A 14437-nucleotide genomic window follows, 5' to 3' on the forward strand; every position below is an offset into this window, starting at 1 on the left:
GCCGGGCTAGAGGCGCCGCACGGTCGCCTCGCCGGCCTGCATCTCGTCCTCGGCCCGGTCGAATCTCAGATAGGCGAGGCCCACCTCACCCGCGCGGCTGGTCAGCGTGCCGATCGCGCGCCCGCCCGCCGTGATCGGCGTGCCGGGCTCGGCCGGGCCGTCGACCGCGACCCGGGCGAGGCCCTTGCGCAGCTCGGTCTTGTGCTTCATACGCGCGGTCACCTCCTGCCCGACATAGCAGCCCTTGCGGAAATCGACGCCGTTCAGACGCTGGAAATCCTGTTCGAGGATGTAGGCGTCGGGATGCAGCTCGGCCCCCGTCTCGGGCACGCCCAGCCCGACCCGCAGCGCGGTCCAGTCGGTGCCGTCGTCGCCCCCCTCGGCCCCGTAGAGCCGCCAGCCGAGCGCGGGATCGCGCGGATCGGGCAGGGCGCCCTCGGGCGCGGGCCCGGTTCCGCGGCGGACCTGCAGGTCCGTCTCCGCGAGGTCGACCTTCGCGCGCAGCCTGTACATCGCGAGGCGGCGATAGAGATCCGGCGCGATCCCGGAATCGACATCGACGAGGATCCGGTCCGGCTGCCCGACGAGGAAGAAATCGGCGAGGTACTTGCCCTGCGGCGTCAGCAGCGCGGCGTAGACGATGCCGCCGCGCGCCCGCGTCACGTCATTGGTTACGAGGCCCTGCAGGAAGGATTCCCGGTCCTCTCCGGTCACGGCGATGATGGTCCGCTCGGTCATGGCGCCTCTCCTGTCCGGTCCAGGCCAGAAGTGGGATCCGATTGCAGCGCGTGCAACCGGGCATAGGTGCCGGCGGCCGCGATCAGCGCCTCGTGCGTGCCTGTCTCGACCGCGCGGCCGCCCTCCATCACCACGATCCGGTCGGCGCGGCGGATCGTCGACAGGCGATGCGCGATCACGATGACCGTCCGCCCCGCCGCCAGGCGGTCCAGCGCCGCCTGCACCACCGCCTCCGAAGCGGTGTCGAGCGCGCTCGTCGCCTCGTCCAGCAGCAGGATCGGCGCGTCGCGCAGCAGCGCGCGGGCGATGGCGACACGCTGCCGCTGCCCGCCGGACAGGGCCGAGCCGCGGGGCCCGGCCGGCGTGTCGATCCCCGCATCCAGCCGGGGCAGGAAATCGGCGACATGCGCCGCCTCCAGCACCTCGGCCAGCCGCGCCTCGCTCACGTCGGTGCGGCCGAGCAGGATGTTCTCGCGGATCGTCTCGTCGAAGAGCAGCGAATCCTGTGTCACCACCGAGAAGAGGTCGCGGAGCGCGGAGAGGTCCATCTCGGACGGCGCGACGCCCCCGATCGTGACCAAGCCGCCTTCGGGATCGACCATCCGCGTCAGCAGGTTGAAGACCGTGCTCTTGCCCGCGCCGGACGGCCCGATCAGCGCCGTGGTCCGGCCGGCCGGGGCGGTGAAGGTCAGGCCGTTCAGCACCGGAAGGTCGCCGTAGCGCAGCCGGACGTCCCGCAGCGCGATCTCGGGCGCGCCGGCCGGCGCGGGACGCGGCGCCGCGGGACCGGGCAGGGCGGAGCGCTCGCCAAGCAGGGCGCGGATCCGCTCGATCGAGGCGGCCGTCGCCTGCCACTGGCCCGACAGGTTGCCGAGCCGGCGCAGCGGCTCGAAGGTCAGGGCCATCGCGGTGAAGAAGGACAGGAATTCGCCGACGCTCTTCTCCCCCGCGATGATCTCGCGCCCGCCGAAGACGAGCACGGCGACGAAGCCGACGCCCGACATCACGTCCATCAGGGCCGGGATCGCGGCCTGCCCGGTGGCCGAGCGCGTCTCGGCCCGGACCCTCTCGCGCGCGAGGCGGGCGTAGCGCCCCGACTGGTAGCGCTCCAGACGGTTCAGCTTCACCGGCATCAGCCCGTGGAACACCTCGTCGAGCCGGGTCGACATCCGCGCCGCGATCTCGCGCGCGCCGCGGGCGCGGCGACGGACATAGGATTGCGCCAGCATCGCGGGCAGGACGAGCACGGGGATCCCGACCAGCGCGACCAGCGTCCAGCGCCAGTCCACCGTCAGGGCGACGACCAGCAGCGCGACGACCGAGACGAGGTCGCGTCCGAAGCCGGTGATGATCCCGCTCCACAGGTTGCCGACCTGTCCGACATCGCCCTGCACCCGCTCGATCAGCGCGCCGGGCGGGTTGCGCTGGTGAAAGGCGCCGTCCAGCGTCATCAGGTGCGAGAGCAGGTCGCCCCGCATCTCGGCCGCGGTGCGCTCGCGGATCCGGGTCAGCAGGATCCGGTTGCCCATCGAGGTGACGGCCCGCAGCAGGAAGATCCCCAGGATCGCGCCCCCGACCCACCACATCGCGCCGCTGTCGCCCGCGGTGAAGACGCGGTCGAACATCGGCTCCATCATCCGCGCCAGCAGGCCGAGCGAGGCGCCCTCCAGCGCCATCAGGACCATCCCGGCGAAGAGCGGCCTGCGGTGGCGGCGCAGATAGGTGCGCCAGATCCAGCCCAGCAGGTCGGCGAGACGGCTGTCGCGGGCGCCGGGGGCGGGCCCGCCGGGGATCGCGCCGTCCTCTGCGCCCGTTCCGGGGCCGGTTTCGGGGCCGGTTTCGGGGCGCGCTCCGGGGCCGGACCGGGGGCCGGGGTCCGGCGCGGCCCCTCGCCGGTCCGGGTCCGGGCTCATCGGCCGCGCCTCTCGGCGAAGCCGCGCGTGGCCTCGGCGGGGTCGTATTCCGTGCGCAGCCAGTCCTCGATCCCGATGGGCCCCCGCGCCAGCCGCGCGGCATAGAGGTCGAGCGTGTGATCGAGGATCCCGGTAGCCGAGCCGCGCAGGTGCAAGTAGCGCCAGCCGAGTTCCCTGCGCGCCTCCTCCAGCGGGGCGCCCTCGATGGCGAGGCGGTAGAGCGTCGCCGCCATCCCGGCCCGGTCGGCGCCGGACTTGCAATGCATCAGGAAGGGCCGCTCGGCGGCGCGGAAGGCGGCGATGACGGCGAGGTATTCCTCGGCCCGCGCGGCCTTGCGGGCATGAAGCCTGACGTCGATCAGGGGCAGCCCGTTCACCGCGCAGGCATGCGAGAGCAGGCGGTAATAGGGGTCGGATTGCCTCGCCCCGCGCAGGTTCACCACGCTGCGCAGTCCCAGCCGCGCCTTCAGTCGCCGCAGCCGTCCCGCCGTGGGCTGGTTGGACCGCCAGACGCCCGGCGCGACGGGCCCCAGATTGTGCCACAGGTGCCGCAGCACGCCGTAATCCCGGAACTCGTAGGCGAGCCGGTCGGACAGGCTGGGGGGGATGGGCGGCAGGGACATCCGGGGCTCGATAGCGGCAAAGGGCGGGGCCGGGCAAGCGGCGGCCGCATGGCGCGGCGCGGGACGGCCGCCCGGGGCGCATGGTCCGCAGTGGGGAGGGGGCCGGGGGCCGGGTGGCAGGGGCGCCGGGGCCGTCCGCCGGGAGGGCTTCGCTGGCGGGAGCGATGCGGCCCTGACGGGGCCCGATCGCCGCCGCCGGCTCACCGGCCGCCCCGGCGCCGGGCCCGTGGCGCGACCGGGCCTGCCCGTCGCGGATCCACGGGGGCGCGGGACGGTCGGCGCCGGAGAGCCGCGGATCGCCCGGACCCGCCCCCCGATCCGCAGCCGGTGGCCGGACGGCGCCCCACCGCGTCGCTCGGCACCCCGGATCCCGCGCCGGCAGGCGTTGACCTTCCCCGGCGCGGGCGTAGGGTCGCGCGGCTCACGATCCGCCCCGAAAGGTCCCCCACAGATGTTCGCAAACGGCCGCCCCTACCTCGCCATTCCCGGACCCTCGGTCATGCCCGACCGGGTGCTGCAGGCGATGCACCGGCCGGCGCCGAACATCTACACGGGCGATCTGCACGAGGTGACGATGTCCTGCATCCCCGACCTCAAGGCGGTGGCGCGGACGGACGGCCACCTCGCCATCTACATCGGCAATGGCCACGCCGCCTGGGAGGCGGCGCTGACCAACGTGGTGGGCGAGGGGGACCGGGTCCTCGTCCCGGCGACCGGACGCTTCGGCCATGGCTGGGGCGAGATGGCGGCGGGTCTCGGCTGCGAGGTGGAGGTGCTGGATTTCGGCCAGTCCTCCCCCGTCGATCCCGGCAGGCTGGAAGAGGCGCTGCGGGCGGATACCGACCGGCGGATCAAGGCGGTCCTGGCGGTCCATGTCGACACCTCCACCGGGGTGAAGTCCGATCTCGCCGCGATGCGTGCCGCGCTCGACGCGGCGGGACACCCGGCGCTCCTGATGGGCGACACGATCGCCTCGCTCGGCTGCGACGTTGTCGAGATGGACGCCTGGGGCGTCGACGTGCTGGTCAGCGCCTGCCAGAAGGGGCTGATGACGCCGCCCGGCCTCGGCTTCGTGTGGTTCAACGACCGGGCCGACGCGGTCCGGGCGACGCGCGGGCGGGTGTCCAACTACTGGGACTGGGTGCCGCGCTCGCGTCCCGATTTCTACTACCAGAACTTCTGCGGCACCGCGCCGACGCACCACATCTACGCCCTGCGCGCCGCGCTCGACATGATCGGGGAGGAGGGGCTGGACGCGGTCCATGCACGGCACGAGGCCCTGGCCCGCGCGCTCTGGGCCGCCGTCGACGCCTGGGGGGCGCAGGGGGCGATCCGTCTGAACGTCGCCGATCCGGCCGCGCGCAGCCGGGCGGTCACCTCGATCCATGCCGGCGGCACCGATGGCGACCGCCTGCGCGACTGGTGCGAGAGGCAGGCCGGGCTGGTGCTCGGCATCGGGCTGGGGCGCGAGCCGACCTCCGCCTGGTTCCGCGTCGGGCATATGGGCCATGTCAACGCGCCGATGCTGCTGGGGGCCATCGCGACGATGGAGGCCGGGCTGACTGCCCTGTCGATCCCGCACGGGACCGGCGCGGTCGAGGCGGCGACCAGCGCGCTGGTGAGCTGATCCGCGCCTAGCCGCGGCGCGGCAGGGCGAGGATCGCCCGGTCGAGCGCCGCGCCGGCGAGCAGCGCCCAGATCCACCCGGCGAGCGCGGCGAGGGTGAGCAGCGCCATGAAGAGCAGCAGGCCCGTCACGGCGAGGAAGGCGTCGGTGTAATCGGGCGCGCGGCCCGGCGGCGTGCGGTGGGACATCTGAGGTCTCGGCTCGGGCTCTTCCCCGCCGGCGAAGCTAGGGCGCGGCGGCGGCGGGAACAGATCGCCTCGCGGCCTCCAGCGCTTGCGGCAGGGCGGCGGCGAACAGGTCGAGATCGGCTCGGGTGCCGCAGCTGACTCGGATGCAGCGGTCCTGAGGCGCGACGAAGGGCATCCGCACGAAGAGGCCCCGCTCGGCCAGCCCGGCCAGCACGGCCCGGGCAAAGGCGCCGTCCCGGCCGCAATCCACCGCGACGAAATTGGTGGCGGAGGGCAGGGGCGACAGGCCGTTCTCGCGCGCGATGGCGCCGATCCGGTCCCGGGCGGCGGCGATCCCGCCCTGCACCCGGGCGAGATGCGCGCCGTCCGCCAGCGCGGCGCGCGCGCCGTCCTGGCTGACCCGCGACAGGCCGAAATGGTTGCGCACCCGGTCGAAGGCCGAGATGACCGGCGCCGCGCCGATCGCGTAGCCGACCCGGATCCCGGCGAGGCCGTAGCCCTTGGAGAAGGTGCGCAGCCGCAGCACCCGGGGATCGCCGGGGTCGAGCGGCGGCGCCGTCCCCTCCGGCGCGCATTCCAGGTAGGCCTCGTCGAGTAGCAGCAGGCACCCCTCGGGGACCGCCTCGATCATGCGCTGCACCGTCCCGGCCTCGTGCCAGCTTCCCGTCGGGTTGTCGGGATTGGCGAAGTAGACGAGCTTCGCCCCGGTCTCGCGCGCGGCGGCGATCAGCGCCTCGGGGTCCTCGGCATCGTCGCGGTAGGGCACCGCGTGAAGCACCCCGCCGAAGCCCGTCACGTGGTAGTTGAAGGTCGGGTAGGCCCCGGCGGAGGTGACGACCGCGTCCCCGGGCGCGACGAAGAGACGGACGATCAGCCCCAGCAGCCCGTCGATCCCCTCGCCGGGCAGGACATGGGCGGGCGCGACGCCCAGATGCGCGGCGAGCGCGGCGCGCAGCTCGTGCGCCTCCGGGTCGGGATACATCCAGGCGTCCTGCGCCGCGCGGGCCATCGCCGCGACCGCCGACGGGGAGGGGCCCCAGACGCTCTCGTTCGCGCCGAGCCGGGCGGCGAAGGGCACGCCCGTCCGCCGCTCCTGCGTCTCGGGCCCGACGAAGGGGACGGTGGCGGGCAGGGAGGCGGCGAGCGGGGTCAGGCGGGGATCGGTCGGATCGGTCATGGCGCCGAGGATTGGGGCCGGGCGCCGCCGCTGTAAAGGCTCAGCGGTAGCGTGCGCTCCGCCGGCGCTGCTCCATCATCATGTCGTGGCGCAGCTGGATCCGGCTGACCTCGGTCATCAGCCGGCGGCGATCCTCGGGATCGTCGCAGGCCTTGAGCCGGGCGCGCGCGGCGGCGAGGTCGCGCATCACCTGGACCTCGGGCGGGATCGCGCCGTTCTCGGCCATCAGGCGGTAGCCGATCTCCTCCGCCGCGTCGACGGCCCCGTCGCGCGTCTTCTCGGGCAGCGGCTTGCCGGCCCCGGGCAGGTGGTCGAAGACGCCGTCCTCGGCGGCCTTGTCGATCAGGCGTTCGGTGAGGCGGGCGAGGAAGCGCATGGACGGGCCTGCTGGAGGGTGCGGGGGAGGTGCTGCGGGGGGTGGGTGCGACCCACCCTACATGGCGCCGGGAGAGGCGGCGGGCAAGGGTCGGGCGTTCGACAGGGGGGCGACCCCGTCGCGCCCTTCCGACCCCGTAGGATGGGTCGCACCCATCCGTGACAGCGGCCGCCCGCCCCTGTTCCGGGGGGGGGCGCGACCGCCACCCACCGATCCCGTCGAGTGGGTCGCACCCACCCGCGACGATCGCCGCCCGGGCTCAGATCCGGGGGTTTCGCGACCGCCACCCACCGATCCCGTAGGGTGGGTCGCATCCACCCGCGACGATCGCCGCTCTTCCTGCGGACCAGCGCCCTATCCCGGGGCGCGGTCCCGCGGCCCCGTGCGGAACCGTCCGGCGCGGCTCACCCGATCTCTTCCAGCCGGGCGAGCGCGGCGCGCAGCTGGGCGGCCTCCTCCTGCCGGAGGGCGAGGTTCGCTTTCGCCTCCTCCACCACTTCGGGCGGGGCGGAGGCGGCGAAGTTGGGATTGCCGAGCCGCTTCTCGAGGCCGCCGATCTCCTTGTCGAGCTTGGCGGCGGACTTGCCGATCCGGGCCTTCTCGGCCTCCACGTCGATGATGTCGGCCAGCGGCAGGGCGAAGGACGCGCCGCGCACCGGCACGGCGAGCGATCCCTTCGGCGCCGTGCCGTCCGTGATCTCCCCCACCCGGGCGAGGCGCTTGATCAGCGCCTCGTTGGCGCTCAGCGCGGCGCGGGCCGCCCCGTCCATCTCCTCGGCCACGACGGGGACGTGCAGGCCGGCGGGCACGTTCATCTGGGCCCGGGCCGACCGGATCCCCTCGATCAGCGAGATCGTCCAGCGCATCTCGGCCTCGGCGCCCTCGTCGGCGAGATCGGCGGCGGCCTCCGCCGGCCAGTCGGTGACGGCGAGCAGCCTCTCGCGGTCGCCGGTGGTCGACCAGAGCTCCTCCGTGACGAAGGGCACGATGGGATGCAGCAGGATCAGGCAGCGATCCAGCACCCAGGCCATCGTCTCGCGCGTCTCGGTCTTCTCGTCCTCGCTGCCGTCCAGCAGCAGCGGCTTGGAGAATTCCACGTACCAGTCGCAGACCACGCCCCAGACGAAGGCGTAGAGCGCCTGCGCCGCGTCGTTGAAGCGGTAGGCGGCGAGGGCGGCATCCACCTCCTCGCGGACCTTCGCCGTCTCGGCCATGATCCAGCGGTTCACGGTGGCCGTCGGGGCGGGGGTGCCGGTGCCCCGCGCCTCGAACACGCCGTTCATCTCGGCGAAGCGGCAGGCGTTCCAGAGCTTCGTCGTGAAGTTGCGGTAGCCCTTGATCCGGTCCTCGGAGAACTTGAGCACGCCGCCGATGGACGCCATCGCCGCATTGGCGAAGCGCAGCGGGTCGGCGCCGTACTGGTCGATGATGTCGAGCGGGTCGACCACGTTGCCCGTGGTCTTGGACATCTTCTTGCCCTTCTCGTCCCGGACGAGGCCGTGCAGGTAGACCGTGTGGAACGGCGCCTGGTCCATGACGGCGTAGGACATCATCATCATCCGGGCGACCCAGAAGAACAGGATGTCCTGCCCGGTGACGAGCACGTCGGTCGGGAAGTACTTCAGCGCGGGGTCGTCGTTCGGCCAGCCCAGCGTGCCGAAGGGCCAGAGGCCGGAGGAGAACCAGGTGTCGAGGACGTCGGGATCCTGCGTCAGGGTCCTGCCGGGGGCCATGGCCTGCGCCTCGGCCTCGGTCGCGGCACAGTAGCGGTTCCCGTCCTCGTCATACCACACCGGGATCCGGTGCCCCCACCAGAGCTGGCGCGAGATGCACCAGGGCTCGATGTTCTCGAGCCAGTGGTAGTAGGTCTTCTCGCCGCTCTCGGGCATGATCCTGACCGTCCCGTCGCGGACGGCGTCCAGCGCGGGGCCGACGATCTTGGCCGTGTCGACGAACCACTGGTCGGTGAGCATCGGCTCGATCACCACGCCCGAGCGGTCGCCGAAGGGCTGCATGATCGGCTTGGATTCGATCAGCGGGACGAGCTCGGCGTCGCGCACCTCGCCGCCCTCCTCGGGGGCGACGGGGCGGGGAACCGGGCCGAGGCGGGGGTCGGTATCCTCGGTCATCACGGCAAGGCCCTCGACCGTGATCTCCTCCACCACCTTCTGCCGCGCCTCCAGCCGGTCGAGGCCGCGCAGATGGTCGGGCACGAGGTTCAGGGCGTCGACCTCGGCCTCGCTCATCTCGAAGGGCTGCTCGGCGAGGCCGGGCGTGGCGTAGCCGTTCGCCACCAGCCAGGCCCGCGAGGCGCGGTCGGCGGTGGCCGCGCATTCGGCATAGGCCGGCCCGTCGCCGCGCATCGCGCCCTTCTCGTCCATCAGGCGGTACATCGGGATGCCCACGCGCTTGGCCACCGCGTAGTCGTTGAAGTCGTGGGCGCCGGTGATCTTCACCGCGCCCGAGCCGAAGGCCGGGTCGGGATACTCGTCGGTGACGATGGGGATCAGGCGACGGTGCTCCTTGGGCCCCACCGGGATCTCGCAGAGTTTCCCGACGATCGGCGCGTAACGCTCATCCTTCGGGTGAACCGCGACCGCGCCGTCGCCCAGCATCGTCTCGGGCCGGGTCGTCGCGATCGAGATGTAGTCGCGCTCCTCCTCGAAGAGGACGTTCCCGTCCTCGTCGCGCTCGACATAGGTGTAGGTGGCCCCGCCCGCGAGCGGGTACTTGAAGTGCCACATATGGCCGGGCACCTCGCGGTTCTCCACCTCGAGATCGCTGATCGCGGTCTCGAAATGGGGATCCCAGTTCACCAGCCGCTTGCCGCGGAAGATCAGCCCGTCCTCGTACATCCTGACGAAGACCCGGATCACGGCGTCATGGAAGTTGCCCTCCTCGCCCGCCGGGGCGCCGGGGGCGCCGGACATGGTGAAGGCGTTGCGCTCCCAGTCGCAGGAGGCGCCGAGGCGCTTCAGCTGCCCGATGATCGTGTCGCCGTATTGCTGCTTCCACTCCCAGATCTTCGCCGTGAAGTCCTCGCGGCTCATGTCCTGGCGGCGCAGGTTGCTCTCGGCCTTCAGCTTCTTCTCGACCTGCAGTTGCGTGGCGATGCCGGCATGGTCCTGCCCGGGCTGCCAGAGCGTGTCGAAGCCCCGCATCCGGTGCCAGCGCACGAGGATGTCCTGCAGCGTGTTGTTGAAGGCGTGGCCCAGATGCAGCGCGCCGGTCACGTTGGGCGGCGGGATCATCACGGTGAAGGTCTCGTCCCGGCGGGCATTCGCGCCCGCGCGGAACGCGCCGGCCTCTTCCCAGGCGGCGCTGATCCGCGGTTCGGCCTCGGCGGCGTCGAAGGTCTTTTCCATCGGCATGTCGGTCTCGTCCTCGGGCATCACGTCGGCGTCGGTATCGGGCGCGGGGGCGGTCTAGCGCGCGGGGCGGGGCGGGTCCAGCGGCGGGCGGTCTGGACACCGGCGCCGGGGCGGCTAGGCTCCGCCCCGCGCCGGCGGGCCGTCCCGCCCGGCGCGCCAGGAGGACGGACCCATGCAGAAATTCGGCAAGCAGCAGAGCATCAAGCGGGTGGAGGATCTGCGTCTTCTCACCGGGCACGGGCGGTTCATCGACGACATCGCGCCCGAGGGGGCGCTGCATCTCTTCGTCCTGCGCTCGCCGGTGGCGCATGGCACCCTGCGCCCGCTGGACCTGAGCGCCGCGCGCGAGGCGCCGGGCGTGGCGATGGTCGCCGCGGCCGCCGACCTCGCCGGGGCGGGGGTGACGCAGGCGATGCCCGCCTCGATCCTGACGCAGAAGGACGGCCGCAAGGCCGCCGTGACCCGCCGCACGCTGCTGGCCGAGGACCGCGTGCGCTACGTGGGCGACCCCGTGGCCTTCGTCGTCGCCGAGACGATGGCGCAGGCGCGCGACGCGGCCGAGCTGATCGAGATCGAGATCGACGAGCTGCCGGTGCATCTGGACCTCGCCGAGGGCGGCGAGGCGCTGCACGACACCGCGCCGGGCAACGTCGCCTACGACTACGCCTTCGGCGATTCCGGCGCGGTCGAGGCGGCCATCGCCGGCGCCGCCCGGACCGTCACCGCCGAGATTCCCGACAACCGGATCATCGTGAACTCGATGGAGCCGCGCGGCGCCTATGCCGAGATCGAGGAAGGCGGCCGGCTGCATGTCGCGGTGAACGGGCAGGGCGTCTGGGGCACGCGCGACAACATCGCGAAGATGTTCGGGCTCGAGAAGGACGCGGTGCGCGTCACCAATCCCGATGTCGGCGGCGGCTTCGGGATGAAGGCCTCTCCCTATCCCGAGCAGTTCATGGTGGCCCATGCGGCGCGCGTCCTGAACCGGCCCGTCCACTGGATGTCGGACCGGACCGAGGCGATGCTGTCCGACAACGGGGGCCGCGACCTGACCTCGACCGCGACGCTCGCCTTCGACGAACAGAACCGCATCCTCGCCTACAAGGTTCAGAACGTCTGCAACCTCGGTGCCTACAATTCCGGTTACGGCCAGTTCATCCAGTCCGAGCTCTTCACCAAGGTGATGCCGGGCACCTACGACATTCCCTGCGCCTCGCTGGAGTGCCGGGGCATCTACACCAACACCACCCCGACCGACGCCTATCGCGGCGCGGGCCGGCCCGAGGCGATCTTCGTGCTCGAGCGGGCGATGGACCACGCCGCCCGCGCGCTGGGCGTCGATCCGTGGGAGCTGCGGCGCATCAACTTCATCCGGCCCGACCAGTTTCCCTACACCTCCGCCACCGGCATGGCCTACGACGTGGGCGAGTTCGAGCGCCTGCTGGACCGTGCCATCGCCGAGGCGGACGTGGCCGGCCTCGCCGCCCGCAAGGCGCAGAGCGCGGAGAAGGGCCTGCTGAGGGGGATGGGCTTCGCCTATTACATTGAGTCGATCCTCGGCCAGAAGGACGAGTTCGCCGAGGTCGTCTTCGGCGAGAACGAGGTCGAGATTCGCGTCGGCACCCAGTCGAACGGGCAGGGTCACGAGACCGTCTTCGCCACCTTCCTCGCCGACCAGACCGGCATCCCGCTGGAGAAGATCCGCGTGGTGCAGGGCGACAGCGCGCTCATTCCCTCGGGCGGCGGCACGGGCGGCTCGCGGTCGGTCACGACGCAGACCAATGCCACGCTCGCCACGGTGTCGGTGATGACCGAGGCTTTCGCCGCCTTCCTCGCCGAGCGCGAGGGAGTGGAGGCGGGCGAGATCGCCTTCGACGACGAACGCTTCCGCATCCCGGGCTCGAACGCGACGCCGACGATGCTGGAGGTCGCGCGGATGGCGCGCGAGGCGGGGCGGACGGATCTGCTGTCGCACCGCCAGAAGGGCAACCTCGACAACATGTCCTTCCCCAACGGCTGCCATGTCGCCGAGGTGGAGCTCGACCCCGAGACCGGCGTCGTCCGGGTCGAGAGCTACACGGTCGTCGACGATTTCGGAAATCTCATCAATCCGATGCTGGCCGAAGGTCAGGTGCATGGCGGCGTCGCGCAGGGTCTCGGCCAGGCGTTGATGGAGAGCGTGCACTACGACGAACAGGGACAGCTGCTGACAGCGACCTTCATGGACTACGCGATGCCCCGGTCGGACAACATGCCCAACATCGCCTTCCACACCGAGGCGGTGCCGAGCGTCTATAACCCCATGGGCATGAAGGGCTGCGGCGAGGCAGGGACCGTGGGGGCGCTGGCCGCGATCACCAATGCCGTCGCCGACGCGGTGGCGGAGCGGGGGCTGGCGGACCGGGTGACGATGCCCTTCACGCCGGTGCGGATGTGGTCTCTGCTGAACGACGCGGCGTGATGTTCAGCAGATGGCAAGACTCGACCGCTAGCCTGGGCGGAACGGCCTGCGCGCGGCGATATATCTGGAAGGATCGTTCATGGATCGCGTGACGCTCGGCCGCGACGGGCTGGAAGTCTCGGCCTGGTGCCTCGGCACGATGACCTGGGGCAACCAGACCGAACAGGACGACGCCCATCGGCAGATCGACATGGCGCTCGATCACGGGATCGACTTCCTCGACACGGCCGAGATGTATCCCGTCGCCCCCGTCCGGGCCGAGACGGTGGGCCGGACCGAGCGGATCATCGGCAACTGGATCGAGCGGACGCATCGCCGGGACGAGCTGGTGATCGCGACCAAGGTGTCGGGTCCCGACAATCCCGACATCCGCGACGGGGAAGGGTATTCGGGCGCCAATATCCGCGCCTGCGTCGAGGCGTCGCTCCGCCGCCTGCGCACCGACGTGATCGACCTCTACCAGCTGCACTGGCCCGCCCGGCGGGTCTGGGCCTTTCGCCGCAACTGGTCCTACCGGCCGAGCAGCGACCGCGCGAAGTGGACCGCGCATATGGAGGAGGTGCTCGCCGCGCTGGGCGATCTGCAGCGCGAGGGCAAGATCCGCGCCTTCGGCCTGTCGAACGAGACGGCCTGGGGCCTGACGAGATGGTGCGACCTGGCCGAGGGGGCGAAGGGACCGCGCGCGGTGGCGATCCAGAACGAGTATTCGCTGCTCGCCCGCCTCTACGACACCGACCTGGCCGAGGTCTCGGCGATGGAGGGGGTGACCCTGCTCGCCTATTCCCCGCTCGCCGCGGGCTTCCTCACGGGCAAGTACCAGGGCGGCAAGGTGCCGAAGGGCTCGCGCCGGTCGCTCGTGGACGAGATGGGCGGACGCATGAGCGCGCGCGTCCTGCCGGCCGTCGCCGCCTATCTCGACCTCGCCGAGAGGCACGGTCTCGACCCCGTCCACATGGCGCTGGCCTGGACGGTGACGCGGCCCTTTCCCGTCGTTCCGATCTTCGGCGCGACGACCACGCCGCAGCTCGAGCGCATCCTCCAGGGGACGGATCTGTCGCTGCCGAAGGCCGTGCTGGACGAGATCGACGAGGTCCACAAGTCGCACCCGATGCCGTTCTGATGAACCCGCTGCGCGCGGCCCTCGCCCTCGGCCTGCTGGCCGGACCCGCGGCGGCCGAGGATCTGCCATGGCTGGGGAACTGGGGCGGGCTGGACTGCCGCGACCCCGTCCGGCTGGGCAGCGCCGCAGTCTCCGGCCCTTCGGGGCGCTGCGACGTCGCGGGCATCGTTCCGCTGGGCGGGTCGGGGGCGACCGCGCTGCGCCTCGATTGCGGCGGGGCGGCCCTGGACGTCGTGCTGCTCTACGACCGGACGGGCGACCGGCTCTGGCTCTGGGACGGGCCGGGCAACCGGCGCCCCCGCATCCTCTGGCGCTGCGAGGCGGAATGAAACGATTGCTCCTGCTGGCCCTCCTCGCCGCCTGCGCCCCGCGGCCGGGGCCGGAACCGGCCGCCGCACCCACCTGGCGGGATCGCGGCATCCCCATCTCCACCCCCGCGATCTGGGAGGCGGGCCGCCTGCGCGGCGACTGGACCGCCATAGCGCATTATCCCGCCGCCGGGACGGCGGGCTGTGCCGAGCTGCGCTACCGGATCGGGGCGGAGACCATCACGCGGTCCTGCGACGGACGGGTGGAGGGCGGCGCCTTCGCCCTGCGGGCACCGGCACGATACGAGACGGACCTGCCCGGCCAGCCCGCCGCCTTCTGGGTGCTCTGGCTGGACGAGAGCGGCGAGACGGCGGTGATCGGCACGCCCGAGGGCGGGGCCGGCTGGATCCTGGACCGCGACGGGGCGACCACGCCCGACCGGTTGCGCGCGGCCCGCGACGTGCTGGAGTTCAACGGCTACGACCTCTCCCGCCTGCGGATGCTGCGCTAGGGCTTGCCTTCCCCGGCGGGAAGG

The 14437-nt window shown here is 72.3% G+C and carries 12 protein-coding genes; 5 read left to right on the plus strand and 7 right to left on the minus strand.

The features are described 5' to 3' along the window. Positions 1-6: 6 nt before the first annotated feature. The 3 genes from ygfZ to BUE30_RS06430 are packed head-to-tail and all read right to left on the minus strand — an operon-like array spanning position 7 to position 3274. On the minus strand, positions 7-738 hold the full coding sequence (ygfZ, locus tag BUE30_RS06420; RefSeq protein ID WP_073327142.1) for a CAF17-like 4Fe-4S cluster assembly/insertion protein YgfZ: 732 nt from the start codon (positions 736-738) through the stop codon (positions 7-9). Continuing rightward, entirely contained in the window at positions 735-2651 is a 1917-nt protein-coding gene (locus tag BUE30_RS06425; RefSeq protein ID WP_083601186.1) for an ABC transporter ATP-binding protein, read from the minus strand. The genes ygfZ and BUE30_RS06425 overlap by 4 nt, the downstream gene beginning before the upstream one ends. Then, positions 2648-3274 carry a fused DSP-PTPase phosphatase/NAD kinase-like protein gene (locus BUE30_RS06430; RefSeq protein ID WP_073327145.1) on the minus strand — a complete coding sequence of 209 codons (627 nt, stop codon included), beginning with the start codon at positions 3272-3274 and terminating at the stop codon, positions 2648-2650. Before BUE30_RS06430 ends, BUE30_RS06425 begins: the two co-directional genes overlap by 4 nt. Before the next feature lie 451 nt (positions 3275-3725). Here BUE30_RS06430 and BUE30_RS06435 point away from each other — a divergent pair, with 451 nt between their 5' ends. Then, the gene (locus BUE30_RS06435; RefSeq protein WP_073327147.1) at positions 3726-4901 is read left to right on the plus strand and encodes a pyridoxal-phosphate-dependent aminotransferase family protein; all 1176 of its coding nucleotides are present in this window, start codon (positions 3726-3728) and stop codon (positions 4899-4901) included. A gap of 7 nt (positions 4902-4908) precedes the next feature. Here BUE30_RS06435 and BUE30_RS06440 read toward each other — a convergent pair whose 3' ends face one another. The 4 genes from BUE30_RS06440 to BUE30_RS06455 all read right to left on the minus strand — a co-directional run bounded on the left by BUE30_RS06440 (position 4909) and on the right by BUE30_RS06455 (position 10012). Continuing rightward, entirely contained in the window at positions 4909-5088 is a 180-nt protein-coding gene (locus BUE30_RS06440) for a hypothetical protein (protein ID WP_073327150.1), read from the minus strand. A gap of 37 nt (positions 5089-5125) precedes the next feature. Then, positions 5126-6265: a pyridoxal phosphate-dependent aminotransferase gene (locus BUE30_RS06445; protein WP_073327153.1), complete on the minus strand. Its 1140-nt coding sequence runs from the start codon at positions 6263-6265 to the stop codon at positions 5126-5128. Between the two features lie 40 nt (positions 6266-6305). Next, the gene (locus BUE30_RS06450; RefSeq protein WP_073327156.1) at positions 6306-6641 is read right to left on the minus strand and encodes a DnaJ family domain-containing protein; all 336 of its coding nucleotides are present in this window, start codon (positions 6639-6641) and stop codon (positions 6306-6308) included. A 404-nt stretch (positions 6642-7045) separates the two neighbouring features. Then, on the minus strand, positions 7046-10012 hold the full coding sequence (locus tag BUE30_RS06455) for a valine--tRNA ligase (protein WP_073327764.1): 2967 nt from the start codon (positions 10010-10012) through the stop codon (positions 7046-7048). Between the two features lie 172 nt (positions 10013-10184). On the opposite strand from BUE30_RS06455, the gene BUE30_RS06460 reads away from it, so the two are divergent. The 4 genes from BUE30_RS06460 to BUE30_RS06475 all read left to right on the plus strand — a co-directional run bounded on the left by BUE30_RS06460 (position 10185) and on the right by BUE30_RS06475 (position 14413). Continuing rightward, a complete protein-coding gene (locus BUE30_RS06460) occupies positions 10185-12473 on the plus strand; it encodes a xanthine dehydrogenase family protein molybdopterin-binding subunit (protein WP_073327159.1) in 2289 nt (762 codons plus the stop codon). 79 nt (positions 12474-12552) lie between these two features. Then, positions 12553-13593, plus strand: a complete 1041-nt coding sequence (locus BUE30_RS06465) for an aldo/keto reductase (RefSeq protein WP_073327162.1) — start codon at positions 12553-12555, stop codon at positions 13591-13593. Then, positions 13593-13922: a hypothetical protein gene (locus tag BUE30_RS06470; RefSeq protein WP_073327165.1), complete on the plus strand. Its 330-nt coding sequence runs from the start codon at positions 13593-13595 to the stop codon at positions 13920-13922. The genes BUE30_RS06465 and BUE30_RS06470 overlap by 1 nt, the downstream gene beginning before the upstream one ends. Continuing rightward, on the plus strand, positions 13919-14413 hold the full coding sequence (locus BUE30_RS06475; RefSeq protein WP_073327168.1) for a lipocalin family protein: 495 nt from the start codon (positions 13919-13921) through the stop codon (positions 14411-14413). Before BUE30_RS06470 ends, BUE30_RS06475 begins: the two co-directional genes overlap by 4 nt. Positions 14414-14437: the final 24 nt, after the last annotated feature.

The organism is Wenxinia saemankumensis (assembly GCF_900141735.1).
GTDB lineage: Bacteria > Pseudomonadota > Alphaproteobacteria > Rhodobacterales > Rhodobacteraceae > Wenxinia > Wenxinia saemankumensis.